Genomic DNA, 25,329 nt, shown 5'->3' with positions numbered 1-25,329 from the left:
AACGCACAAACGCAACGAGGCAAGCCACTCATGGATGTCACCGTCATCTGGGCCGCGATCATCGCGCTCGGCCTTCTGCTCTATGTCGTGCTCGACGGCTTCGATCTGGGCATCGGCATCGTGTTTCCGTTCTTCCCCGATGAAGAAGAACGCGATCTGATGATGAACACCGTCGCGCCCGTCTGGGACGGCAACGAAACCTGGCTCGTGCTGGGCGGCGCCGGTCTGTTCGCCGTGTTCCCGATCGTCTATTCGACCGTGCTTTCGGCGCTCTATCTGCCGCTCGTTTTCATGCTCGCGTGCCTGATTTTCCGCGGCGTTTCGTTCGAGATCCGCGCCAAGGCGAACCGCACGAAGCATCTGTGGGACCTCGCCTTCATCGGCGGTTCGACGGGCGCGGCGTTCTTCCAGGGCATCGCGCTGGGCGCGTTCCTGCAAGGCATTCCGATGGCGAACGGCCAGTTCGCCGGCGATGCCTTCGGCTGGCTCACGCCGTTCACGCTGCTCTCGGGCTTCGGCCTCGTGGCGACCTATGCGCTGCTCGGCAGCTGCTGGCTCGTCGCCAAGACCGAAGGCGATCTGCAACGCCGCCTGCACAAGCTGGTCTGGCCGCTCACCGTGATGCTGCTCGGCTTCATCGGGCTCGTGAGTCTCTGGACGCCGATGCAGGACCCGACCATCGCCCACCGCTGGTTCCATTCGGGCCTGTTCTGGCGTCTCGCGCCGGTGCCGCTGCTGGTCGTGGCGTGCGCCGTGTGGATGCGCTGGGCCGTGCAGTCGCGCCATCACAAGACGCCGTTCGTCGCCGCGCTCGCGCTCGTGCTGCTCGGCTACGTGGGTCTGCTCGTGAGCCTGTGGCCGTTTGCGATTCCGCAGCAACTCACGCTCTGGCAAGCCGCCGCGCCGCGCGAAAGCCAGACCTTCACGCTGATCGGCGCATCGTTCATCCTGCCCATCATCCTCGCCTATACGGCGCTGGGTTACTGGGTCTTCCGAGGCAAGCTCCGCCATGGCGACACCCATCACTACCACTGAAAACGCGCTTCAATCCACGCCCCGATCCGCAGCCGGCGCGCGCGCGAGCAAGCTGCCGGGCTGGATCTGGTTCGTCCTGCTCTGGTGCGGCGGCGTGGGCGCGGCGGTCTCGCTCGGATTCGTCTTCAAGGTGTTCATGAATCTCACGCTGTTCGCCGTGAAATAACGCGCCAGCCCGTGCTGCCCCGCGGCGCGTTAGACTGTAGGCCATCTGTCAACTCTTACGACAAGACTCATGCAACAGATGACCTTCATGGAATGCGTCAAGCGCGCCTGGGGCAGCGCGCGCGAAGCCGTCACGCAGATGCCGGGGCTCGTGATCGGCACCTTCCTGATCTACGCGGTGCTCGGCTGGCTGGCGATGGCCGGACGGCCGGTGCCGGGCGAAGGCGACGATCCCTCGACGGGCCTGATTCTGGCGGCCAATATCGCCACGATCCTCAACGCGCTCGTCTATCTCTGGTTCACGCTCAAGATTTTCCGCTTCGTGCTGCTCGGCGAGCAGGCCACGCCCATCATGCCGGGCGGCGCGATGCCGCTGCTGCGCATGCTCGGCTACGGCCTCGTGCTGGTGATCGGCGGTGCGCTCGCCATGGCGCTGTTCTGGCTGGTGCTGCGTCCGCATCACGCAGGCGGCACGCTGTTTCTCTCGCTGGTGGTCGTCACGCTCTGGATGTGCGTGGCGGTGCGCCTGTGCCTGCTTTCTCCCGCGCTCGCCATTGGCGGACGTCTTGCATTCGGCGCAGCCTGGCGCGATAGCCGCGGCCACTTCTGGAGCCTCGCGGGCGTCGCGTTCATGGCGGCGTTGCCGGTGCTCGTCTGCGGCACGATCGTGATGGTCGGCCTCGTGTTCGCGGGCATCACGCCCGAGCGCGTGCAGACGCCCGCCGGGCTCGCCGTGCTGGCGCTCGGCCAGAGCGCCGCGAATATCGCCTTCGTGCTGGTGACGACCACGGCGCTCGCGTGGCTGCATCGACGCTATGCGAAGGAACTCGATCCGCGCCAGTCGCCAGGGAATTTCTGATTTTCGCGGACTGATTCGCCGCATCGGCATCGCGGGGCGCGCGCCGCCCCCGCGATAACCGCGAATCTCTTGTTGCCGCTCTTCCATATTTCGAATATATTGGAAATATGGAAGAAAAAGACATCGTGCGCGCCCTGGCCGCGCTCGCTCACGATCTGCGTCTGCGCGTGTTCCGGATGCTGGTCGTCACCGGCCCGGAAGGCCTCACGCCCGGCGCCATCGCGGCTCAACTCGACGTGCCCAATGCGACGCTCTCCTTTCACCTGAAGGAGTTGATGAACGCAGGGTTGGTCACGCAGGAGCGCGACGGGCGCACCTTGATCTATCGGGCGGCCTACGAACAGATGAACGCGGTCCTCGGCTTCCTGACCGAGAACTGCTGCCAGGGCCAGCCCTGCCTGAGCCCCGGCGCCGATTCGTGCCGATGCTGAACGAAACCGCGCGCCATCCGTGCCGCGCTAACGCCTTGTCCGCCCCCTCTCCATGAACACCCCCAACCTCGCCACTGCACGTCATGGCACACAGAAACCGGTCATCAGCTTCTTCGAGCGCTACCTGAGCGTCTGGGTGGCGTTGTGCATCGTCGCGGGCATTGGGCTCGGGCAGATGCTATCCGGCGTCTTTCAGGCGATCGGCCGCATGCAATACGCCCAGGTCAATCTGCCGGTCGGCGTGCTGATCTGGGTGATGATCGTGCCGATGCTGGTGAAGGTCGATTTCGGCTCGCTGCACGAGGTGCGGCAGCACATCAAGGGGATTGGCGTCACGCTCGTGGTCAACTGGCTCGTCAAGCCGTTCACGATGGCGTTGCTCGCGTGGCTCTTCATCAAGCACCTGTTCGCGCCGATGCTGCCCGCCGCGCAACTCGACAGCTATGTGGCCGGCCTGATCCTGCTGGCCGCCGCGCCCTGCACGGCCATGGTGTTCGTCTGGAGTCGCCTGACCGGCGGCGATCCGCTCTTCACGCTTTCGCAGGTCGCGCTCAACGACAGCATCATGGTGGTTGCCTTCGCGCCGCTCGTTGCGCTGCTGCTCGGCATTTCGGCGATCACGGTGCCGTGGGCGACGTTGCTCACCTCGGTCGCGCTCTACATCGTCATCCCCGTGATCCTCGCGCAGCTGCTGCGCAAGGTGCTGCTCTCGCGCGGCGACGCGGCGTTCGAAACCGCCATGGCGAAGATCGGCCCATGGTCGATCGCGGCGCTGCTTGCCACGCTGGTGCTGCTGTTCGCCTTCCAGGGCGAGGCGATCCTGAAGCAGCCGCTCGTGATCGTGCTGCTTGCCGTGCCGATCCTGATTCAGGTCTTTTTCAACGCGGGGCTGGCTTACTGGCTCAATCGCGCGGTCGGCGAAAAGCACAACATCGCCTGCCCGTCCGCGCTCATTGGCGCATCGAATTTTTTCGAACTGGCCGTCGCCACGGCAATCGGTCTGTTCGGTTTTCACTCCGGCGCGGCGCTCGCGACGGTCGTGGGCGTGCTGATCGAAGTGCCGGTCATGCTGCTCGTGGTGCGCATCGTGAACCGCTCGAAGAACTGGTACGAATGCGCGTGAACGTTACGGAAAACAAGGCAATGAGCGAAGTCACCATTTATCACAACCCGGACTGCGGCACCTCGCGCAACACGCTCGCGATGATCCGCAATGCAGGCATCGAACCTGTCGTCATCGAATATCTGCACAACCCGCCGTCGCGAGAGAAGCTCGTCGAATTGATCGCGCAAGCGGGCCTGAGCGTGCGCGAGGCGTTGCGCGAGAAAGGCACGCCCTACGCGGAATTGCAACTGGACAATCCGGCATTGACCGACGCCCAGTTGCTCGACGCCATGATGGCGCACCCTGTTCTTATCAACCGTCCGTTCGTGGCGACGTCGCTAGGCGTGCGCCTGTGCCGTCCGTCCGAAGTCGTGCTCGAGATCCTGCCGGGCGCGCAACATGGCGCGTTCACGAAGGAAGACGGCGAAGTCGTGATCGATACGGAGGGCAAGCGTGTCCGCTCCGGCAACTGATCTCGCGACCGCGCTGCCGCAAGTCGATGCGGCGCAGTTCCGCGTGCCCGATATCCAGCGCCTGCAGGCCACGAAGGCTTGCGCGCATGCGCCGCGTATCCTGCTGCTCTATGGCTCGCTGCGCGAGCGCTCGTTCAGCCGGCTGCTGAGCGAAGAGGCGGCGCGTCTGCTCACGGCGATGGGCGCGGAGGTGCGCACGTTCAACCCGAGCGGCTTGCCGCTCCCCGACGATGCGCCCGACACGCATCCCAAGGTCGCCGAACTGCGCGATCTGGTGCTCTGGTCGGAAGGCATGGTCTGGTGCTCGCCGGAGCGCCACGGCGCGATGACCGGCATCATGAAAGCGCAGATCGACTGGATTCCGCTTTCGGTTGGCGCGGTGCGCCCGACGCAGGGCAAAACGCTCGCGGTGATGCAGGTGAGCGGCGGCTCGCAGTCGTTCAATGCCGTGAACCAGATGCGCGTGCTCGGACGCTGGATGCGCATGCTGACCATCCCGAACCAGTCGTCGGTGGCGAAGGCGTTCATGGAATTCGATGAAGCCGGACGCATGAAGCCTTCGGCGTACTTCGATCGTGTCGTGGACGTGATGGAAGAACTGGTGAAGTTCACTCTGCTGACGCGCGATATCGGCCCGTATCTGGTCGACCGGTACAGCGAGCGCAAGGAAAGCGCGAAAGCGCTGATGAAGCGCGTGAATCAGACGCGTCTCTGACGCAGCTCTGACGCGCGAACGACCGGCGCGCGTGCCGGCCTTCCTGGCGCATCACCACACCCCCGGCACAAACCGGTACTTCACCCGCTCCAGATACGCGCGATAGCCCGGCAGTTCCGCAGCCAGCGTGCGCTCTTCGCGCACGGCGCGCCAGCCGATCGCCGCGACCATCGCCGGCACGCACGCCAATCCCCACCACGAGCCGAGCATCAGCGGCGTGCCCGCCAGCAGCAGAATCGCGAACGCGTACATCGGATGGCGCACATACGCGTACGGTCCGCTATCGCTCAGCGCATGGCCGCGCTCGCGCTGGATCTTCACGACGGGCGCCGCGTAGCGGTTCGCCGCGAACACGCCGCGCGTCGCATAGAGATCGACGAAAATCGCCACCGCGCCGCACGCACTGAGCCAGACCGGCACCTGCGACCAGCGATACCGCACGGCGTCGAGACCGATCAGGCACAGCCACGCGCACCAGCCCAGCGCGACCGACACCATGAACACGCGGTCCCATCGCTGCTGCTCGCGCTGCGCGAACGGCGCGAGCCGCTCGGCGAGCAGACCCGGATCGGTACGCGCGAGCCACAGGCCGATCCAGATACCGCACGCGGCCCATTCGAGCAGCCAGAGCCACGCGGCCGGCCACGCGAGCGTGCCCGCCGACGCAAACAGCAAGACGCCCTGCAACGCGAGCCAGATGAGCGTCTGCGTGAAAAGACGCACGATCAGCGGCTTCATGATGCCCTCCTTGCGCCGGCGCTCCCGCGAGGTTCAGCGCTTTTCGCCTCGTCCCTGCACGCGCGCGAAACTCGCCTGCATGTCGAAGCCCGACGTGTCGATGCCGAATTGCGTCGTCAGGCAATCGTCGAGTTCGCCCGCATTGGCGAGCGTGCGATGCGTCGCCTGCCCGGCGACGTCGCGCTCCGTGTAGCGGTCGTTGAAGAGAATCGCGCGACGGCCCTCGCGCGCGATGCACACGATCAGGCAGTCCGTGAAGAACGATTGCGGCGACGCCGACGTGTACCAGTTCGCCACCTCGTAATCGCACCAGAGCGCGGGCGCGTCTTCGAAGCGATACACATCGCCCCACGCGTCGCCGTCGAAGTGCTCGAGCGTCCATTCGCGCGCGCCCGTTGCGTTCTTGCCATTCGTCACGCTCGTCTCGTTCCTCGGCGTCAGGCGCGCGGGTTCGAGCGGCGTCGCCTGCTCGCCGCGTTGCGCGAACGCGAGCGGCGCGCTCAGCGACGCGCCGCCGAAGCCCACGTCGACGAGCCACGCCTCGCCTTCGGCCTGCACGCGCAGCAGCATGTGCGTGCGCGGCGAGGCGCTGTCCTTCGGCTGACCGAACAGCACGCGCGCCGCCAGCGGTTCCACCGCGAAGCCGAGTTGCATCAGCACATGGGCGAACAGCGTGTTGTGTTCGAAACAATAGCCGCCGCGCCGCGAGTCGACGAGCTTCGCGACGATATCGGGCAACGCGATCGACACGCCGCGCGCCGAAAACGGATTGAGGTTTTCGAACGGTATCGCGCACGGATGCAGACGATGCAGCGTGCGCAGCACGTCGAGCGTCTCGGCGCGCGGTCCGTCGTAGCCGATGCGGGCGAAATAACGATCGAGATCGAGCTTGAAATCCTGGTCGGACATGGAAACAGCCTGGCGTTAAAAATGAAAGGTATGAGGTCGGGGTGACGCGAGCGGCGCGCATTGCCATAGCGCATCGCTTTCGCACATTGCAGACACCCACGGCAAACGCGTTTTAAGTGCGCGAATTACGTCGATGATAAGCGACTTCTTTCGTCATACAGAATCGCCTTTTTTAACCTTTCTTTATCGCCCGAATTCACGTCGACAGGCAATCGTAAACACAGCCCTTACGCCCTGTAATCATCGTGAGAATCATTCTCATTTGTGTTGACCTTCAAGATATCGCTGAGTACGATGGCGGCGTCTTGGAGACTCTTGAAGACTCAGGAATTAAGGCGCCAACACCAGCGCATGCGCGACTCGATCCCTCGGCGAAGAATTAAATAATTAAGGAATACGATGAAACTCAACCGGACAGACGGTGCGTTCGGACGGCGTGCGCCCGCCTTGCGCGGACTCGCGCTGTGGGCGGCGTGCGCGACCTTCGCATGCGGTGCGGCGCAGGCGCAAACGAGCAGCAACCCCGACGCGCAACCCGAAGCGCCCGAGGCCGATCTCTCGATCAAGGCAGAACCGTCCACCTTCTTCACGGGCATCTGGTCGCGCGAAAATCTGCTCGGCGACATGGGCGGGCTGCGTCCGTGGCTCGGCAAATACGGCGTCACATTCGACCTGACCGAAACCAGCGAATATCTCGCGAACGTGCGCGGCGGTCTCAATCGCGGCGGCACCTATGACGGTCTCACCACCGCCACCTTGCAGCTCGATACGAGCAAGGCGCTCGGCATTCCGGGCGGCCTGTTCAACATCAGCGCATTGCAGATTCACGGCTCGAACCTGAGCGCGAACTATCTCGGCACGCTGAACACGGCGAGCGGGATCGAGGCGCAGGACACCACGCGTCTGTGGGAGATGTGGTATCAGCAGTCCTTCCTCGACAGGAAGCTCGACATCAAGGTCGGTCAGCAGAGTATCGATCAGGAATTCATCACGAGCCAGTACGCGGCGCTGTTCGTCAACACGATGTTCGGCTGGCCCGCGCTGCCTTCGTACGACATGCCCTCGGGCGGTCCCGCGTATCCGCTCGCCGGTCTCGGCGTGCGCGTGCGCGGCCAGATCACGCCGTCGCTCACGGGTTTGATCGGCGTATTCGACGGCGATCCGCTCGGCAACAACCCGAACAATCTGAGCGGCACGAATTTCAATCTGCACAACGGCGCGCTGGTGATCGGCGAATTGCAGTACTCGATCAATCAGCCGTCCGAAGGCGAACTCGTGAGCGCCGACAGTCAAGGATTGCCCGGCACCTACAAGATCGGCTTCTGGTACAACAGCAACGCGTTCGCCGACCAGCATTACGACAACTCCGGCCTCTCGCTCAACAACCCGGCGAGCACCGGCATCGCCGCCGAGCATCGCGGCAACTACAGCATCTACGCCGTCGCCGACCAGATGGTGTGGCGTCCCGATCCCGACGAACCGCGCAGCATCGGCGTGTTCGCGCGCGTGATGGGCGCGCCGGGCGACCGCAACCTCGTCGACTTCTCGGCCAACGCGGGCGTCGTGATGAAAGCGCCGTTCAAGGGCCGCGACAACGACAGCGTCGGTCTCGCCGTCACGTACATCAAGGTTAGCAACGCGGTGCACGATCTCGACATGGACTACCGCACGTTCAACACGGGACCGTACGGCGTGCGCACGCAGGAAACCACGCTCGAAGCGACCTATCAATACGAAGTCACACCGTGGTGGCAGATTCAGGCCGACGCGCAATACACGTTCAACGCGGGCGCGGGCCAGAACCCGAACGACGCGACCCAGCCGCTGCGCAACACCTTCGTGCTCGGCGTGCGCACCACCATCACGTTCTGATCCACGCCATTCGCACCATGTCTAACCCCAAGCCCTCACGCCACCCCGCCGCGCACGCCCGTGCGTGCGCGTGCTCGCGCGAGGCACGGAGAAATACACAATGAATCACGCCACGCGCAAGCTCCTGCTGTGCTCGGCTCACGCCACCCGCGCGGCGCTCGCGCTCGCCGCCACCGCGTTGCTCGGCGCGCCCCTCGTTCATGCGGGCGAGCCCGGCATGCTGGAGATCGTCAAGCACCAGACCACGCTCATCAACACCGTGCCCGATAACGGCGACCAGAATCCGTATGCGATCTTCGTCGCGCCGGTGAGCGCCGGCACCGTCAAACAGGGCGACGTGCTGATCGACAACTTCAACAACGCGTCGAACATGCAGGGCACGGGATCGACCATCGTCGACTATCACCCGGACACGAAGCAGATGACGCTGTTCGCCACCATTCCGCGCGACCTCAAGGAATGTCCCGGCGGCGTGGGCCTTTCGACCGCGATGACGATGCTGAAGTCGGGCTGGGTGATCGTCGGCAGCACGCCGAGCAACGACGGCACGACCAACACCAAGGGCGCGGGCTGCCTGATCGTGCTCGACAGCAACGGCAAGATCGCGAAGGCCATCAGCAGCCCGAACATCAACGACCCGTGGGGCAACATGGCCGTGATCGACAACGGCGATCGCGCCACGCTGTTCGTGAGCAACGCGGGCTTCGGCGTGGGCGGCACGGACCTCGGCCCGGACGGCGAGCCGCCGGTCTTCAAGCAGGCCACCGTGCTGCGCATGGAACTCGACATCCCGAACGGCCAGCCGCCCACGGTCAAGAGCGAAACGGTGATTGCGAGCGGCTTCGGCGCGCGCGCCGACCGCGGCGTGTTCCTCGTCGGTCCGACCGGCCTTGCGCTGTCCGCGGACAACAAGCTGCTCTATGTGTCCGACGCGATCGGCAACCGCATCAACGTGATCGAAGACCCGACCACGCGCGACACGAGCGCGGGCGTGGGCCGTCAACTGACTGCGGACGGCCTGCTGCACCGCCCGCTCGCGATGATCACCACGCCGCAGGGCCACCTGCTCGTGACCAACGCGCTCAACGGCCAGGTCGTCGAGATCGACCCGGTCGCGGCGAAGCAACTCTACGCACGCTGGATCGACACCGACAAGGCACAGACGCCCCCGGGCAACGGCGACCTGTTCGGCATTGCGATGACACCGGCGGGCGACGGCTTCTACTACGTGGAAGACGACGTGAACACTCTCGTGCTGGCGAAATAATCATGTCCTCCGACGACAACCCCAACCGCCCGCAGCGTCCCGCGCGGCGCGGCTTTCTCAAGGCCGGCGGCGCGGCCGTGGCCGCTGGCGCGTCGCTTGGCGCAAGCGGCCTGACGCAGGCCGCCGAAGCGAAGCATCGCGCGCCGCCGGCCGTCGATCCGATGAGCGCGGTCGAGCCGTTTTACGCCGCGCATCAAGGCGGCATCGTCACGCCGCAGCAGGCGCATACCTATGTGGCGGCCTTCGATCTCGCGACCACTTCGCGCGACGACGTGATCGCGCTGCTGCGCCAGTGGACCGACATGGCCGCGCGCATGACGCAAGGCCAGTCGGCGGCCTCGCTCGACAACGGCAAGGACGATGCGCCCGCACCCGATTCCGGCGACGTGCTCGGCCTCGGCCCGGCCGCGCTCACGGTGACGTTCGGCTTCGGTCCCGGCCTCTTCATGTCGGAAGGCAAGGACCGTTACGGCCTCGCGCATCTGCGCCCCGCCGCGCTCGTCGATCTGCCGCGCTTCAACGGCGATCAGCTGGTGGCCGAGAAAACCGGCGGCGACCTCTACGTGCAGGCCTGCGCGAACGACGCGCAAGTGGCCTTCCACGCGGTGCGCCAGCTCGCGCGCCAGGGTTACGGCAAGCTGCACATGCGCTGGGGCCAGGCGGGCTTTCTGTCCGGTCCGCGCAATCAGACGCCGCGCAATCTGATGGGCTTCAAGGACGGCACCAACAATCCGCCGACCTCGGACCCGAAGGCGATGAACGAGTTCGTCTGGGCCACCGCCGCCGACGCGCCGTGGATGCAAGGCGGCACCTACACGGTCGTGCGCCGCATCCGCATCACGATCGAGCACTGGGACCAGATGGAACTCGGCTTCCAGGAGCAGGTGTTCGGCCGTCACAAGTACAGCGGCGCGCCCATCGGCCAGGCGAAGGAATTCGACACGGTCGATCTCACGGCGAACGACAAGGACGGCAATCCGCTGATTCCGGAAAACTCGCACGTGCGCCTTTCGAATCGCGCGTCGAACAACGGTGCGCAGATCCTGCGCCGCTCGTACTCGTACAACGACGGCACGAACTTCTATATCGAGCGCTGGCCGCCGTGGCGTCAGGAAACCGAATATGACGCGGGCCTCATCTTCATCGCGCACCAGGCCGACCCGCGCACGGGCTTCATTCCGATCAACGAGAAGCTCGCGAAGTTCGACATGATGAACCAGTTCACCACGCACGTCGGCAGCGCCGTGTTCGCATGCCCGCCGGGCGCGAAACCCGGCTCGTACATCGGCGCGCAACTGTTCGAGGCATGACGCAATCCGGCGGGCGCATCGACGCGCGCCGGACCGCGGCACGGCATCAAGCAGCACGCCACAAGGCAGCATCACGGATTCATTCGACAACAAGCAACAACGACAGACGACCAACATGAAGACGATCCTTTCCGGTGCGCCGCTGCGCGCCGCCACCCTCGCACTCGCCGTGGCGGGGATGTTGCCGCTGGGCGCGCACGCCGCCTCGATCACGCTCTACAACGCCCAGCACGAGCAGGTCGTGAACCAGCTCGCGAAGGACTTCGAGCAGCAGACCGGCATCGACGTGAAGATCCGCAGCGGCGAAGGTCCGGCGCTGGCCGCGCAACTCGTGGCCGAAGGCGACAGGACGCCCGCCGACGTCTACTTCACCGAGAACTCGCCAGAACTGATGCTGCTGGAAGAGAAAGGCCTGCTCGCGCCGGTGCAGCCGTCGACGCTCGCCGAAGTGCCCGCGCACTACAACTCGCCGGCCGGACAGTGGGTCGGCGTGACCGCGCGCGAAAACGTGCTGACGTACAACACGGCGAAGCTGCCGGCCGCGCAACTGCCGCAATCGATCTTCGATCTCGCGAAGCCCGAGTGGAAGGGCAAGGTCGGCATCGCGCCGAGCGACGCCGACTTCCTGCCGCTCGTCGACGCCGTGCTCGCCGCCAAAGGCGAAGCGGCCACGCTCGAATGGCTCAAGGGCCTGAAAGCCAACGCGCAGATTTTCGACGACGACGAAGGCGTGGTCGCGGCGGTCAATCGCGGCGCGGTCGCGACCGGCATCATCAACAACTACTACTGGGACCGTCTGCACGCGGAACTCGGCGACAAGAAAACGCGCAGCGCCGTCGCGCATTTCGCCAACGGCGATGTGGGCGCGCTCGTGAACGTCTCCGGCGCCGCCGCGATGAAGTCGGCGCACAACCCGGACGGCGCGCAGAAGTTTCTCGCCTACCTCGTGAGCGAGCGCGCGCAGAAGCTGATGGCGCAAGGCCACATCAGCTTCGAATATCCGCTGCGTCCGGGCGTGCAGGGCGATCCGATCAACAAACCGTTCGATCAGTTGCATCCGCCCGCGCTGACGATCCAGCAACTCGGCGACGACAGCCAGGCGGGCCGTCTGCTGCGTCAGGCGGGCCTGCTGTAATTCGTAAGGATGGCGAAGCGATCGTGAGTGAAGCCCTTACCTCGGCGCGCGCGATGCCGGATCAGGCCGATGCCGATCTCGACCGGACCAGCATCGCGGCGCGGGCCGTCACGCGCCGCCGCGCGCCGCGCGCGCTGTTTCTCGCCGCCGCGCTCGGGCCGATGCTGGTCCTGCTGCCGCTCGCGCTGACGTTCTGGCGCGCGCTGTCGTTCGGTTTCGCCGACGCGGCCGAGCTGATCTTCCGTCCGCTCGTCGGCGAACTGCTCGTCAACACGCTCAGCATCACCGCCAGCGCGACGCTGGCGTCGGCCGTGCTCGGCACCGCCGTCGCGTGGTTCGTCGAGCGCACCGATCTGCCGGGACGGCGCGCGTTCGCGCTGCTCGCCGCCGCGCCGCTCGCCATGCCCGCGTTCATCACGAGCTATGCGTGGGTGTCGTTGAGCCTCGATTTGCAGGACTTTCTCGGCGCGTTCATCGTCATCACGACCGCGTATTTTCCGCTCGTCTATCTGCCGGTGGCGGCGGCGCTGCGCGGGCTCGATCCCGCGCTCGAAGAATGCGCGCGCGCACTCGGCTGCAACCGCTGGGCGATTTTCGTGCGCGTGGTGCTGCCGCAATTGCGCCCTGCCCTGCTCGGCTCGATGCTGCTGGTCGCGCTCGGCGTGCTGTCCGAATTCGGCGCGTTCACGCTGCTGCGCTTTCGCACGTTCACGACCGAGATCTACGCCGAATATCGCACCAGCTTCGACGGCGGCGGCGCCTCGCTGCTCGCCTGCGTGCTGATCCTGCTGTGCCTCGTGTGTCTCGTGTTCGAATTCCGCGTGCGGGGCCGCGCGCGTTACGAACGCGTCGATCGCGGCGCGCGGCGCGCGGCCGGCCGTCTCGCGCTGGGCCGCTGGCGCTGGCCGGTCGCGCTCGCGTTCGTCGCGCTCAACGTGGGCACGCTCGGCGTGCCGCTGGCGATGATCGGCTACTGGCTGACCCAGCCGGGCGCCGCCGCGATCACGCCCGCCGACGTCTCGACCGAATTGCTGCTCTCCACCACGCTCGCCTCGCTGCGGCTCGGCCTGCTGGCCGCCGTCTTCACGACGCTGCTCGCGCTGCCGCTCGCGTATCTGCTCGCGCGCTATCCGGGCCGCGCGGCGACGTTTCTCGAACGCACGGCGTTCATCGCGCAAGGCGTGCCGGGACTCGTCATCGCGCTGGCGATCGTGTCGCTCGCGGTGCGCGCGCTCGAACCGCTCTATCAGAGCACCACGCTGCTGATCGTGGTCTACGCGATCCTGTTTCTGCCGCTCGCGCTCGTGAGCGTGCGCGCGGCGCTGTTGCAGGCGCAGCAGCGTCTCGAAGAGACGGCGCGCGCGCTCGGCCTCGGCTGGTTCGCGACGCTGCGGCGCGTGGTGCTGCCGCTCGCGGGACCGGGTCTGGGCGCGGCGGCGTCGATGGTCTTCATCTCGGTCGTCACCGAACTGAACGCCACGCTGCTGCTCGCGCCCATCGGCACGCACACGCTCGCCACCCAGGTCTGGTCCAATACCTCGACGCTCGCGTTCGCCGCCGCCGCGCCCTACGCGGCGCTGCTCACGGCGCTCGCGCTCGCGGCCTCGGGCCTGCTGTTCGCCTTCGCGGGCAAGTCGGCGCTCGCCGCGCAGGCCGGCCCGCCCTCTTCATCCGATTCCTCGCGCCCATGAGCACACTTCGCATTGCCGGCGTTTCCAAGGCCTTCGACGGCCATCCCGTGCTGCACGACGTGCATCTCACGGTGCAGTCCGGCTCGCTGCTCGCGCTGCTCGGCCCCTCGGGCAGCGGCAAGACCACGCTGCTGCGCCTGCTGTGCGGCTTCGAGCGCGCCGACGCGGGCAGCATCGAGATCGGCGGACGGCGCGTGGCGGACGACACGCTGCATCTGCCCGCCGAACAGCGTCGGATTGGCTACGTGCCCCAGGAAGGCGCGCTGTTTCCGCATCTCTCGGTCGCGGACAACATCGTGTTCGGCCTGCCGCGCGCGCAGCGGCGCACGCGCCATCGCGTGTCGGAGCTGCTCGAACTCGTCGGGCTTCCCGAGTCCTGCGCCCATCGCGCGCCGCAGCAGTTATCGGGCGGACAGCAGCAGCGCGTGGCGCTGGCTCGCGCACTCGCGCCCGCGCCCGGTCTCGTGATGCTCGACGAACCGTTTTCGTCGCTCGATTCGGCGTTGCGCGTGGAAACCCGCGCCGCCGTGGCACGCGCACTCGCGGCGGCGGGCGCGACGGCCGTGCTGGTCACGCACGATCAGGCGGAAGCGCTTTCGCTCGGTCATGAGGTTGCGGTGCTGTTGAATGGGCGGCTCGTGCAGACGGCCGCGCCGCAGACGCTGTACCGCCGGCCTGTCACGCGCGAACTCGCGGCCTTCGTCGGCGAAGCGGTGTTGCTGCCGGGGCGCGTCAGCGCGGGATTCGCGCATTGCGCGCTCGGCGCGTTGCCGCTCGCGCAGGACACGCCGGCCACGCCCGGCAATGTCGACGTCGACGTGATGCTGCGCCCCGAACAGATCGACGTCCTGCCGCACGATGCGATGCGCCCCGGCGCGCTCGACGCGCGCGTGCGCGACGTCACGTTCCAGGGCCAGGACGCCGCGCTCACGCTGGAATTGCAGCTCGATCCGGCTCAAGCGCCCACGCCGATCCGCGCGCGCGTGCCGGGCTTTCGCACGCCGCAGCCGGGCGAGCGCGTGCGCGTGGCGGTGGGCGGCGAAGTCAGCGTCTATCCGCGCTGACGACGCACCGAGAGATCCTGAACCATCTGCTCAACGAAGTAATCGCAGGTCGGCCGGTTCGACTTCACGCTGCGCGCCACGACGATGTCGAGCGGCTCGATCGTCGGCAGCCCCTGCGCCTCGCCCAGCACCGCGAAGCGCGCAGGCACGCTGCAACGCGTGAGCGCCACCACGGCGATGCCCGCCTCCACCGTCGCCATCAATCCCGTGAGGCTCGCGCTGCTGAACGCGGCGCGATAGCGGATGCGCGCCGCGTCGAGCGCCGCCACCGTATGCGCGCGCGCGACGCTGCCGTGCTCGTAGAGCCCCACCGGCAGCGGCGACATCGCAAGCGGCGCCGGATCGTCGGGCGAACCGACCCACACCATGTCCTCGCTACGCACGAATTCGCCGCGAATCTGCTTGTCGCGCGTCACGAAGGCCACGTCGATCTTGTTGTCCGCCAGCATCGGCCCGAGCGCCACGCTCTGCGCGCAGACGATCTCGATCTCCACATGCGGGTACAGCGTCGAAAAGCGCCTTAACACCGGCGACAGCAGCGCCGCCATGTAATCGTCGGGCGCGCCGAGCACCACGCGCCCCGTCACCTCGGGCCGCACCAACGCCGACCACGCCTCCTCCTGCAGATCGAGCGCGCGCCGCGCATATTCGAGCAGCGTGTTGCCGGGCCGCGTGAGCGCCAGATTGCGCGTGTCGCGCGTGAACAGCGTGGTGCCGAGCATCAGTTCCAGCCGCTTGATCTGCATGCTCACGGCCGCCTGCGAACGATGCACCGACACGGCGGCCTTCGTGAAACTGCCCGCGTCCGCGACGGCCACGAAGCTGCGCAAGAGATCGAGATCGAACTCGGGGTTCATGATTCATCAGCCAGATTGATGGAATTGTTCAATTTAATTCGTTTGCCGATACCCTGCAACTCGCGAATACTGAAACGGTTTTCAACCTGCTTTCGCTTTCAAGCGTTTTCTGCCGATGTCGTCCGCGCAAACCGATCTTCACAACAGCCGCCAGGGCGTCGCCATGCTCGCGGGCGGCGGCCTGCTGATGGGCACCATCGGCGTGTTCGTCGAAGAGGCGCATCTCGGCGCGCTCACGCTGGTGTTCTTCCGCTGCCTGTTCGGCATGCTCGCGCTCGCCGCGTACTGCGCGTGCAAAGGCTGGCTCGCGCCGCGCCAACTGGCACGCCAATTCACGCGCCGCACCTTCGCGCTCGCGTTCATCTCGGGCGTGCTGATGGTGACGCAGTGGGTCGGCTTTTTCGATTCGATCCATCGCACCAGCATCGCGGTCGCGACGGTCGTGTTCCATGTGCAGCCGTTCTGGGTCGTGCTGATCGGCGCGGCGATCTTTCACGAGCGCCTCGGCGCAGACCGGCTCGGCTGGATCGCGATTGCGTTCGTGGGACTCGTGCTCGCCTCGGGCGTGCTCGCGGAAAGCCAGGTGGCCGATCATCCGCGCTATCTGATTGGTCTGGCCGAAGCGCTCGGCGGATCGGTGCTCTATGCGAGCGTCACGCTGATCGCGAAGAGTCTGCGCGAACTGCGTCCGCATCTGTTCACGCTGACGCAATGCGCGGTGGGCGCGCTGTGTCTGCCGCTGATCGCGCCGTTCGTCGCGCCGCTCGAACTCACGCACATTTCGGCGCCGCAATGGGGCTGGCTCGTGGGCATGGGCGTGCTGCACACGGGGCTGTCGTACGTGCTGATTTACGGCGCGCTGCCGAAGCTCACGACGCCCGTGATCGCCGTACTGCTGTTCGTGTATCCGCTCACGGCCATCGCCGTCGATGCGATCGTCTACGGCCGCGCGCTGAGCGTGCCGCAACTCGCGGGCATGGTGCTGATCGTCACGGCGAGCCTCGGCGTCAATCTCGGCTGGCGTCTGTTGCCGCCGAGGCTCGCGTTCAAACGGCGTTGACCCCTAAGGGCCACGCGCTCAGCCCGGCAACACTTCGCCCTTCGTTTCGGGTGCGAACGGAATGATCAGCAGGCCGACCACGAACGCGATCGCCGTGAGCGCGACCGGCACGCCGAGCGTGTGCATATGCAGCACCGCCGCGCCCAGCAGGAAGTTCACGCCCGCGCCCACGAACCGTCCGAACGACGTGCAGAACGCGAACGCCGTGGCGCGCACGCGCGTGCCGAACTGCTCGGGCAGCCACAGGCTGAACAGCGCGAAATTGCCGCCGAAAAAGCCCAGCACGAACAGAATGGCGATGAACGGCACGAGCCCGTTTTCGAGGTAATAGGCCCAGCCGAAGCTCGCCGCGATCGTCACCGCCATGCCCGCGAAGTAAATCGCCAGCGTCCATTTGCGGCCGATGCGTTCGGCCATCGGCGGCAGCGCGAGACAGCCCAGAATCGTGCCGATCGACAGAATGCCCGTGGCGATCGACGCCGTGCGAATCGCCTCGGCCTTGCTCGCGCCCGCCCGCGTGGCGAGCTGGATCACCGCCGACGGCTCATACACCGCGCCCGCCCACAAACCGATGATCGCAATCGTCAGCAGCGCGCACGCGACCACGGTGCGGCGGCGATAACCGGCGCTGAAAATCTCGCGCAGCGGATGGCCGTGATGCACCTGGCTCGCGTCCGACTTCTGCCACTTGTCCGGCTCCTCCACGCGCGTGAGCACGAGAATGGCGACCACCACCGGAATCGCGCCCGTCAGGAACATCGCGCGCCAGCCGAAATGCACGCCGACCGTGTAGTTCAGCGCCGCCGCGATAAAGAAACCCGCGTAATACCCGGTCTGAAGATAACCCGCGCCCATCTTGCGCCGGTCCTCGGGCCAGGATTCGGCCACGTAGGTGCCCGCGAGCGCCCATTCGCCGCCGATGCCCACGCCCGCGAGAAAGCGGTAGATGCCGAGCGCCCACACGCTTTGCGCGGTCGCCGACAAGCCCGTGAAGATCGCAAACATGAAGATGGTGCCCGCGAGCACGCGCGTGCGGCCGAAGCGGTCCGCCAGCGGCCCCCAGATGAACGACAGTCCCCAGCCGACGAGGAACAGCGCGAACAGGATCGAGCCCGCGAGACCGATGTTCGGCGCGGTCGCGGCATAGCCCGAATGCGGCAGCAATTCGGTGAGCGCGGGCGTGAGCACGAGCGCGTAGATGAACGAGTCCATGCCGTCGAGCGTCCAACCGGCCCAGGCGCCCCAGAAACCGGCGATCTGCGAGCGGTTCAGCGGCGTCTTGTGAGCACGCCGGGCGGGCTCGGTAATCGAATTCATGATGCTCCTCTCTCCTGTGATGCCGCGCGCCCTGAATGCTGATTGAAAGCGCGGCGCGGAACGCGAACCGGACTGTGGCCGGCTCTCTTCAAGAACTCCCTGTGAGCCCCCGATTGCTGCTTTCCCCGTCTATTCTGTATTGCGCGTTTTGCGGGTTTGCGAGGCTTTCGCCCTTATCGTTTTATATATAATATTTGATCTCATGAGCGACGCAACGAATGGTTTTCCCCTGGATGGCAGCGCGACGGAGGGGGCGGCAAACGGATTGCCGACGCTCGCGGCGCCTCGCACCAGCACTTCGCGCATGATCGCGGACGCCCTGCGCACCGCCATCGTCGAAGGCACGCTCGCGCCGGACGCGCCGCTGCGCCAGGACGCGATCGCGCGGCATTTCTCGGTCAGCGCCATTCCCGTGCGCGAGGCGCTGCGCCAGCTGGCGAGCGAAGGCTGGGCGCGCATCGAAGTGAACAAGGGCGCGAGCGTCGCCTCGCTGTCGCGCGACGAGGCCCGCGAGATCTACGAGATCCGCTCGGCGCTCGAAAGCCTCGCGCTGGGCCTCGCGATTCCGAATCACACGGCCGCCTCGCTGCGCGACGTGAGCGCGCTGGCCGCCGCCGCGAAGCGCGAGCGCGATCCGTCGCTATATGTGGCGCGCAACGAGGACTTCCATATGAGCCTCTACGCGCCCGCGGGCCGCCCGCAACTGATGGACATGCTTGTCACGCTGCATCGGCGCGGCGAGCGTTATCTGCGGCTCAAATTCGGCTTTCCCGCCTACAAGGGCGAGTCCGATGCAGAACACGCCGAAATTCTCGCTGCCGTGAAGCGCCGCGACGTCGCTGCCGCGCAGGCGCTCGTGGCCGCGCATCTGCTCGGCACCGGCGAGCTGATCTACCAATTTCTGACCGATCGACAGGCCGAACGCGCCGCGGCGCAGCCCGCCGCGAAGAAAGCGCGCGCGCCCTCTCCTGCGTCTCCCGCATCCTCCCGCTCACGGAGCCGAACTCCCGATGAAGCCTCAAGCTGACACCTCCGCCTCGCCCGCTCACGCCAGCCCGGCGCCGCGCTCGTGGACCACGCGCCGCGACGAGAAAGCGCGCCGCCTCGCCGCCATTTCCGGCTGGCTCGAAGACGGCGTGCTGCCCGCCTCGCGCATGACCGACGCGCTCGAACTGCTGATCCGCCCCGGCGACCGCGTGGCGCTCGAAGGCGACAACCAGAAGCAGGCCGACTTCCTCTCGCGCTCGCTCGCCAAAACCGATCCCGCGAAGCTCAACAACATTCATCTGCTGATTTCGAGCATCAGCCGCCCCGAACACCTCACGCTGTTCGAGCGCGGCATCGCGCATCGCGTCGACTTCGCGTTCGCGGGGCCGCAGAGCCTGCGCGTGGCGCAACTGCTCGAAGACGGTCAGCTCGAAGTGGGCGCGATCCACACGTACGTGGAGCTGTACGCGCGCATGTTCGTCGATCTGATTCCGCAGGTCGCGCTGCTCTGCGCGGAAAAGGCCGACCGCCACGGCAATCTCTACACCGGCCCGAACACCGAAGACACGCCCACGATCGCCGAAGCCGCCGCGTTCAGCCAGGGCATCGTGATCGTTCAGGTCAACGAAATCGTCGATGAACTGCCGCGCGTCGATATTCCGGGCTCGTGGGTGGACGTGGTCGTGCAGGCCGATCGCCCGTTCGCGGTCGAGCCGCTGTTCACGCGCGACCCGCGCCATATCGGCGACCTGCAGGTGCTGACGGCGATGATGGTCATCAAGGGCATTTACGCGCCCTACGGCATCACCGCGCTCAATCACGGCATCGGTTTCGACACGGCCGCGATCGAACTGCTGCTGCCGACCTACGGCGAACAGCTCGGCCTCAAGGGCAAGATCTGCCGCAACTGGACGCTCAATCCGCATCCCACGCTGATCCCCGCCATCGAATCGGGCTGGGTGGACAGCGTGCATTGCTTCGGCAGCGAAGTGGGCATGGAGGCGTACATCGCCGCGCGCCCCGACGTGTTCTTCACCGGCAGCGACGGCAGCCTGCGCTCGAACCGCGTGCTGTGCCAGCTCGCCGGGCAATATGCGGTCGATCTCTTCATCGGCTCCACGCTGCAGATCGACGCCGATGCGAATTCGTCGACCGTCACGCGCGGGCGTCTCGCCGGTTTCGGCGGCGCGCCGAACATGGGCCACGATCCGCGCGGCCGCCGTCATGCAAGCGAAGCGTGGCTCAAGCTGCTCAAGGACACGGGCCCGGTGTCGCGCGGCCACAAACTCGTGGTGCAGCTCGCGGAAACGTGGAAGAAAGGCGGCGAGCCGACCTTCGTCGACGAACTGGACGCGATCGCCGTGGGCGAGAAAAGCGGCATGCCGGTCGCGCCCGTGATGATCTACGGCGACGACGTGAGCCACGTGGTCACCGAGGAAGGCATCGCGCATCTGCATCGCGCGGAAGGCATCGAGGAGCGGCGCGCGTCGCTCGCGGCCGTCGCGGGCGTGACCCCGATCGGCCTGCGCGCGAAGCCCGAAAAGACCGAGGAATTGCGCCGTCGCGGCATCGTGCAGTTCCCCGAGGATCTCGGCATTCGTCGCGGCGAGGCCAAGCGTTCGCTGCTCGCCGCGCGCAGCATCGACGATCTGGTGACGTGGTCGGGCGGTCTGTACACGCCGCCCGCGCGCTTTCGCAGCTGGTGAGCGCGATGCGCACGCAATCGAATCCGTCGCCGGCTGTTGTTGCGCCGCTTGCTGAGAGCGCGCCTTATACGGCATCCGAAGCGGTACACGAAGGCGCTCACGCAAGCGCGCTGCGTCCCGACGCGCAACTGGCGCGCTTCGCCCGCGACGCGCTGATCGATGAAGCGCGGCTCACGCCGAAGCCCGCGCTCGTCGATGCACGCGGCAGCGGCGCGCACGTCGACCTCGACCTGGCGATCATGCTGCGCTCCGCGCACGCGCTCGAACCGACCTTCGCCGCGCTCGCGCGCGCTTCGTCCGGCGCACGGCCCGGCACCGCGCTGCGCACCGACCTCGCGCGCATCGGCCGCGCGGGCGAAGCGGCGATGATGCGCGCGACCGCCGGCAGCAACGCGCATCGCGGCGCGATCTGGATCGTGGGCCTGCTGGTCGCGGGCGCGGCGATCGTGCACACGCCCGCCGCCGACGACAGTGCGTATGCACACGCCACCCGCATCGGCGAAACCGCCGCGCATATCGCGCGCTTCGACGACCTGCTCGCGCAGCCCGCCCGCAGCAACGGCGAGCGCGTGCGCGAGCGCTACAACGTGGGCGGCGCGCGCGGCGAAGCGCAAAACGGCTTCCCGCACGTGCTGCGCGTCGGCCTGCCCGCGCTGCACGACGCGCGTGCGCGCGGCGACGACGAAGCCGCCGCGCGCGTCGACGCCCTGCTCGCCATCATGGCCTCGCTCGACGACACCTGCGTGCTGCATCGCGCGGGCCTCGCCGGACGCGAAGCCGCGCAAGCCGGCGCGCAGCGCGTGCGCGACGCGGGCGGCATCGCCACGCGCGCGGGCCGACACGCGTTCGACGCGCTCGAACGCGCGCTGCTCGCGCTCAACGCATCGCCAGGCGGCGCGGCCGATCTGCTCGCCGCGACGCTCTTCATCGACAGACTGGTTCAGCACCGCATCGGCGGGAGGACGGTTTCATGGAACAACTGACATTCGACTATCCGGCGCAGCGCGCCGTGACCACGCGCGCACATGTGGGCGTGGTGGGTTCGGGCGATCTCGAAGTGCTGCTGCAGCCCGCCGCCGACATGCAGGCGCGCGTGGTCGTGCACACGAGCGTGGACGGCTACAGCCACATCTGGAAGAGCGTGCTCGACCGCTTCTTCACACGCTACGACGGCGCGGCGCTCATCGAGATCAACGACTTCGGCGCGACGCCCGGCGTCGTGGCGCTGCGGCTCGCGGAAGCCGTCGAAGCCGCGCAGGACGGTGCGCAAAACGGCGCGCAAGGAGCGAAATCGTGAGCATGGCGAATCAATCCGCGCTGCTGCGCGACAGCTTCATCGAGCTGAGCGCGCGCGAACGCGCCGCCGCCGTGCTCGACGCCGGCACGTTCCGCGAACTGCTCGGACCGTTCGACCGCCTCGAATCGCCGTGGCTGCCGCTGCAAGGCATCGTCTGCCAGGCCGACGACGGCGCGGTGATCGCGCGCGGCACCATCGACGGCCAGCCCGCCGTGGTCGCCGCGATCGAGTCGGCGTTTCAGGGGGGCAGCATCGGCGAAGTCTCGGGCAGCAAGATCGCGGCGGCGCTCGAACTCGCGCTCGCCGACTGCGAGCGCGGCAAGATCGTGCGCCCCGTCGTGCTGTTCGAAACCGGCGGCGTACGGCTCCAGGAAGCGAACCTCGGCCTCGCCGTGATCGCCGAAATCCAGTCGGCCATCGTCGCGCTGCGCCGTCACGTGCCGGTCGTCGGCGTGATCGCGGGCATGGTGGGCTGCTTCGGCGGCATGTCGCTCGCGGCCGGTCTGTGCTCGTATCTCGTGATGACGAAGCAAGGCCGCCTCGGCATGAACGGCCCCGAAGTGATCGAGCAGGAAGCAGGCATCGAGGAACTCGACGCCAGCGACCGCCGCCGCGTATGGCAACTGATCGGCGGCGAGCAGCGCGCACGCACCGGCTTTGCGGACGCGCTCGTGGAAGATGCCGTCGACGATGTGCGCGAAGCCGTGCGCGCTGCGTTCGCGCAGGGCGTGCCGGCGGCGCATCGCACCGGGCAGGTCGCGGCCACGCTCGCGAAGCTCGCGCAGATCGATCCCGCCGCCGTGACGCCCGACACGATGCGCGCCGTCTTCGGCCCGTCGCCCTTGAACGCCTCGCGCACGCACGGAGAAACCGCATGAGCGAATCGACCTTGAATCGCGGCGCACGCTGGCTGCGCGCGCTCGCGGGCCAGCAGCCGGACGGCGTGAACGGCGCGTGCGTGCAGTACGCCGACGCGCCGCTCGGCGGCGAGACCGCGCGCTTCATCACCGTCGCGCCGGATGCGAACAACCGTTTTCCGCGCGCGCGCGACAACGTGGTCGGGCTCGAACAGGGCTGGCGTCTTGCGCAAGCCGTGCGCGACGTCATCGACGCGGACAAGGCGAGCGGCACGCGCCGCCCGATCGTGGCGATCGTCGACGTGAAGAGTCAGGCGTATGGTTATCGCGAGGAAATGCTCGGCATTCATCTCGCGTGCGCCGCCGCCGTCGATGCTTATGCGAGCGCGCGGCAGGCCGGTCATCCCGTGGTCGCGTTGATCGTTGGGCCCGCGATGTCGGGCGCATTTCTCGCGCACGGCTATCAGGCCAACCGCATCGTCGCACTCGACGCGCCCGGCACGATGGTGCACGCGATGGGCAAGGAAGCGGCGGCGCGCGTCACGCGGCGCAGCGTCGAAGACCTCGACGCGCTCGGCGAAAAGATCGTGCCGATGTCGTATTCGATGGCCTCGTTCGCGAAGCTCGGCCTGCTCGACGAACTGATCGGCGACGTCGATGCCGACGCGCCCAGCGACGCGCAAATCGCCCGCGTGCGCGACGTGCTCGCGCAGAAGGTGCACGAAGCGCGCGGCGACACGAGCGGTCTCGCACATCGTCTGCAAGGCGAGGCGGCGCAGCGCACGCGCGCGGCGTCGATCGAAGTGCGCAAGCGGCTTGCGCAACAGTGGGACGCGAACTGATGCGCGTGTGCGCCGCGCCGCCGTTCGCCGCCAGCGCAGTGCGCGCGAGCGTGGGTGCAAGCGATGCGCGTTGGCGCGCGCATGATCTGCTGCGGCTCAAGCGGCTCGCCGAATCCGACGACGAACCGGCGTGGGTCCGCGCGGCGTTCGCGCGCGCGCCGTTCGCGGTCGTGCGCCGCGCCGAGGCGGCGACGGGTTTTGTCGCGGCGGGCGTGCGCGGCGCGACGCGCGCCGAGCGCTACGGCACGTGGATTTCTGTTCAGGATATCGAAGCATCTGTTTCACCCGAAGCGCTACTCGATTGCGACCCTGCGCCGGAACGCGCCGCCCTGCCCGCGTTCGTCGCGCTCGCCGCCTTGCGCGCGCATGAGGCGCTGAGCGGCTACGTGTGGGGGCCGGCGGGCAGCGTCGGCTTCGAACTCGCCACGCAGACGCCGACGATCACCGCATCGAGCGATCTCGACGTGCTGATCCGTGTACCGCAGCGCGGCGATCCCGCCAGCCTGCATGCGCTCGCGGACGCGCTCGCCGAGGCCGCGCGTCTTGCGGGCACGCGCGTCGATGCGCAACTGGAAACGCCCGCAGGCGGCGTCGCACTGGCCGAACTCACGATGGGTAAAGCGCGCGTGCTTTTGCGCGCGCGCGACGGCGCGCGGCTCGTCGCCGATCCGTGGCACGCGGCGTCATCGGCAAGCTCTCTATGACGCTCGCCTGCCTGTTTCCCGGCCAGGGCGCGCAAAGCCCCGGCTTTCTGCATCAGCTACCCGAACACGACGTCGTGCGCGCGACGCTCGACGAAGCCTCGTCGGTGCTCGGCAGCGACGTGCTCGCGCTCGACAGCGCCGAGGCGCTGCAATCGACGGTCGCCGTGCAGATCGGGCTCACGGTCGCGGGCGTCGCCCAGGCGCGCGCGCTCGCGCATGCGGGACTGACGCCGCAGTTCAGCGCGGGCCTGTCGGTGGGCGCGTATCCGGCGGCCGTGTGTTGCGGCGCGCTCGCATTCGCCGACGCGCTGCGCATGGTGCGCAAGCGCGCCGAACTCATGGAAGCCGCGTGGCCTTCGGGTTATGGCCTCAGCGCTGTCTCCGGCCTGAGCGAAACGCAAGTCGAGCAACTCGCGCAGACGCTCGCCGCGCAAACCGGCGAACGCGTCTACGTCGCGAATGTGAATGCGCCGCGCCAGATCGTCGTCGCGGGCGCGGATGCCGCGCTCGAATCGTTTGCCACGCGCGCGCTCGCGGCAGGCGCGCGCAAGGCGCAACGCCTCGCGGTGTCCGTTCCTTCGCATTGCGAACTATTGACCGACGCGGCGGACGCGCTCGTGGCGTGGTCGCGCGAGATTCCGTTCCGTGCGCCCGAAGGCGTCTACATCGACAATCGCGGCGGCCGTCCGCTCTATAGCGGCGATGCGATCCGTGCGGATCTCGCCACCAATATGCGCCACACGGTGCGCTGGTTCGATGCGCTCACGGTCATGATCGAGTCGGGCGCGACGGTGCTGGTCGAAGCGCCGCCGGGCCAGGTGCTCACCGATATCGCGCGCGAGCAGGTTCCGGACGTGACCGCGCTCAGCGCCGCGAGCTTGCCGCTCGACCGGCTTGTCGCGACGATCAGGCGGCGGCTGGGCGAGGAATAGC

Annotated in this window: 26 protein-coding genes; 22 read left to right on the top strand and 4 right to left on the bottom strand. The window is 67.3% G+C overall.

Annotated features, from left to right (window positions below; genetic code table 11):
* The first annotated feature begins 30 nt into the window (after positions 1–30).
* From cydB to arsH, 7 genes are all read left to right on the top strand, one after another.
* Complete coding sequence (gene cydB, locus SB764_RS29620; protein ID WP_065059442.1) at positions 31–1,035, top strand: cytochrome d ubiquinol oxidase subunit II; 1,005 nt, start codon at positions 31–33, stop codon at positions 1,033–1,035.
* Positions 1,010–1,201, top strand: coding sequence for a hypothetical protein (locus SB764_RS29615; RefSeq protein WP_321866914.1), 192 nt, complete (start codon positions 1,010–1,012; stop codon positions 1,199–1,201). The genes cydB and SB764_RS29615 overlap by 26 nt, the downstream gene beginning before the upstream one ends.
* A gap of 69 nt (positions 1,202–1,270) precedes the next feature.
* On the top strand, positions 1,271–2,059 hold the full coding sequence (locus tag SB764_RS29610) for a hypothetical protein (protein WP_074986694.1): 789 nt from the start codon (positions 1,271–1,273) through the stop codon (positions 2,057–2,059).
* 107 nt (positions 2,060–2,166) lie between these two features.
* Positions 2,167–2,490, top strand: coding sequence for an ArsR/SmtB family transcription factor (locus SB764_RS29605; protein ID WP_065059439.1), 324 nt, complete (start codon positions 2,167–2,169; stop codon positions 2,488–2,490).
* Positions 2,491–2,542: 52 nt separating this feature from the next.
* Positions 2,543–3,613, top strand: a complete 1,071-nt coding sequence (gene arsB / locus SB764_RS29600; protein WP_065059438.1) for an ACR3 family arsenite efflux transporter — start codon at positions 2,543–2,545, stop codon at positions 3,611–3,613.
* Between the two features lie 20 nt (positions 3,614–3,633).
* Positions 3,634–4,068, top strand: a complete 435-nt coding sequence (arsC, locus tag SB764_RS29595) for an arsenate reductase (glutaredoxin) (RefSeq protein WP_065059606.1) — start codon at positions 3,634–3,636, stop codon at positions 4,066–4,068.
* Positions 4,034–4,783 (top strand): arsenical resistance protein ArsH, encoded by a 750-nt coding sequence (arsH, locus tag SB764_RS29590; protein WP_410865883.1) that lies wholly within the window; start codon positions 4,034–4,036, stop codon positions 4,781–4,783. Before arsC ends, arsH begins: the two co-directional genes overlap by 35 nt.
* Positions 4,784–4,834: 51 nt before the next feature.
* On the opposite strand, the gene SB764_RS29585 is transcribed toward arsH, so the two are convergent.
* Complete coding sequence (locus SB764_RS29585) at positions 4,835–5,512, bottom strand: methyltransferase family protein (protein WP_410865882.1); 678 nt, start codon at positions 5,510–5,512, stop codon at positions 4,835–4,837.
* A 42-nt stretch (positions 5,513–5,554) separates the two neighbouring features.
* Positions 5,555–6,430, bottom strand: coding sequence for an arylamine N-acetyltransferase family protein (locus SB764_RS29580; RefSeq protein ID WP_410865848.1), 876 nt, complete (start codon positions 6,428–6,430; stop codon positions 5,555–5,557).
* A gap of 399 nt (positions 6,431–6,829) precedes the next feature.
* On the opposite strand from SB764_RS29580, the gene SB764_RS29575 reads away from it, so the two are divergent.
* The 6 genes from SB764_RS29575 (at position 6,830) to SB764_RS29550 (ending at position 14,769) form a co-directional block, all read left to right on the top strand.
* The gene (locus SB764_RS29575; protein ID WP_065059435.1) at positions 6,830–8,302 is read left to right on the top strand and encodes a carbohydrate porin; all 1,473 of its coding nucleotides are present in this window, start codon (positions 6,830–6,832) and stop codon (positions 8,300–8,302) included.
* Between the two features lie 100 nt (positions 8,303–8,402).
* Positions 8,403–9,569, top strand: a complete 1,167-nt coding sequence (locus SB764_RS29570) for a hypothetical protein (protein WP_065059434.1) — start codon at positions 8,403–8,405, stop codon at positions 9,567–9,569.
* A gap of 2 nt (positions 9,570–9,571) precedes the next feature.
* Entirely contained in the window at positions 9,572–10,879 is a 1,308-nt protein-coding gene (efeB, locus tag SB764_RS29565; RefSeq protein ID WP_183039412.1) for an iron uptake transporter deferrochelatase/peroxidase subunit, read from the top strand.
* Positions 10,880–10,994: 115 nt separating this feature from the next.
* On the top strand, positions 10,995–12,014 hold the full coding sequence (locus tag SB764_RS29560; protein WP_065059432.1) for an iron ABC transporter substrate-binding protein: 1,020 nt from the start codon (positions 10,995–10,997) through the stop codon (positions 12,012–12,014).
* Between the two features lie 53 nt (positions 12,015–12,067).
* Positions 12,068–13,705: an ABC transporter permease gene (locus tag SB764_RS29555; protein ID WP_410865881.1), complete on the top strand. Its 1,638-nt coding sequence runs from the start codon at positions 12,068–12,070 to the stop codon at positions 13,703–13,705.
* Positions 13,702–14,769 carry an ABC transporter ATP-binding protein gene (locus SB764_RS29550; protein ID WP_410865847.1) on the top strand — a complete coding sequence of 356 codons (1,068 nt, stop codon included), beginning with the start codon at positions 13,702–13,704 and terminating at the stop codon, positions 14,767–14,769. The genes SB764_RS29555 and SB764_RS29550 overlap by 4 nt, the downstream gene beginning before the upstream one ends.
* Here the strand turns inward: SB764_RS29550 and SB764_RS29545 are convergent.
* A complete protein-coding gene (locus tag SB764_RS29545; RefSeq protein ID WP_065059429.1) occupies positions 14,757–15,626 on the bottom strand; it encodes a LysR substrate-binding domain-containing protein in 870 nt (289 codons plus the stop codon). The genes SB764_RS29550 and SB764_RS29545 overlap by 13 nt on opposite strands.
* A 115-nt stretch (positions 15,627–15,741) precedes the next feature.
* Between SB764_RS29545 and SB764_RS29540 the strand changes: the two genes are divergently transcribed.
* Complete coding sequence (locus tag SB764_RS29540) at positions 15,742–16,686, top strand: DMT family transporter (protein WP_183039414.1); 945 nt, start codon at positions 15,742–15,744, stop codon at positions 16,684–16,686.
* 18 nt (positions 16,687–16,704) lie between these two features.
* Here SB764_RS29540 and SB764_RS29535 read toward each other — a convergent pair whose 3' ends face one another.
* Complete coding sequence (locus SB764_RS29535) at positions 16,705–18,003, bottom strand: MFS transporter (protein ID WP_074986699.1); 1,299 nt, start codon at positions 18,001–18,003, stop codon at positions 16,705–16,707.
* A gap of 202 nt (positions 18,004–18,205) precedes the next feature.
* Between SB764_RS29535 and SB764_RS29530 the strand changes: the two genes are divergently transcribed.
* From SB764_RS29530 to mdcH, 8 genes are read left to right on the top strand one after another with little or no spacing between them, the layout of a single operon-like run.
* The gene (locus tag SB764_RS29530) at positions 18,206–19,030 is read left to right on the top strand and encodes a GntR family transcriptional regulator (RefSeq protein ID WP_410865880.1); all 825 of its coding nucleotides are present in this window, start codon (positions 18,206–18,208) and stop codon (positions 19,028–19,030) included.
* Complete coding sequence (gene mdcA, locus SB764_RS29525) at positions 19,014–20,696, top strand: malonate decarboxylase subunit alpha (RefSeq protein ID WP_183039415.1); 1,683 nt, start codon at positions 19,014–19,016, stop codon at positions 20,694–20,696. The genes SB764_RS29530 and mdcA overlap by 17 nt, the downstream gene beginning before the upstream one ends.
* A gap of 5 nt (positions 20,697–20,701) precedes the next feature.
* Positions 20,702–21,679: a triphosphoribosyl-dephospho-CoA synthase gene (locus tag SB764_RS29520; protein ID WP_321866912.1), complete on the top strand. Its 978-nt coding sequence runs from the start codon at positions 20,702–20,704 to the stop codon at positions 21,677–21,679.
* The gene (locus tag SB764_RS29515) at positions 21,667–21,993 is read left to right on the top strand and encodes a malonate decarboxylase subunit delta (protein ID WP_110328430.1); all 327 of its coding nucleotides are present in this window, start codon (positions 21,667–21,669) and stop codon (positions 21,991–21,993) included. The genes SB764_RS29520 and SB764_RS29515 overlap by 13 nt, the downstream gene beginning before the upstream one ends.
* Before the next feature lie 2 nt (positions 21,994–21,995).
* A complete protein-coding gene (locus SB764_RS29510; protein WP_124261498.1) occupies positions 21,996–22,871 on the top strand; it encodes a biotin-independent malonate decarboxylase subunit beta in 876 nt (291 codons plus the stop codon).
* A complete protein-coding gene (gene mdcE, locus SB764_RS29505; protein ID WP_074986704.1) occupies positions 22,868–23,692 on the top strand; it encodes a biotin-independent malonate decarboxylase subunit gamma in 825 nt (274 codons plus the stop codon). The genes SB764_RS29510 and mdcE overlap by 4 nt, the downstream gene beginning before the upstream one ends.
* On the top strand, positions 23,692–24,396 hold the full coding sequence (locus SB764_RS29500) for a malonate decarboxylase holo-ACP synthase (RefSeq protein ID WP_410865879.1): 705 nt from the start codon (positions 23,692–23,694) through the stop codon (positions 24,394–24,396). Before mdcE ends, SB764_RS29500 begins: the two co-directional genes overlap by 1 nt.
* Positions 24,393–25,328: a malonate decarboxylase subunit epsilon gene (gene mdcH / locus SB764_RS29495; protein WP_065059602.1), complete on the top strand. Its 936-nt coding sequence runs from the start codon at positions 24,393–24,395 to the stop codon at positions 25,326–25,328. The genes SB764_RS29500 and mdcH overlap by 4 nt, the downstream gene beginning before the upstream one ends.
* The last annotated feature ends 1 nt before the right edge of the window (position 25,329 follow it).

The organism is Paraburkholderia sp. SIMBA_027 (genome assembly GCF_046535315.1).
In the GTDB taxonomy this organism is placed as follows: Bacteria; Pseudomonadota; Gammaproteobacteria; order Burkholderiales; family Burkholderiaceae; genus Paraburkholderia; species Paraburkholderia tropica.
This window is presented reverse-complemented; position numbering and strand designations above follow the sequence as displayed.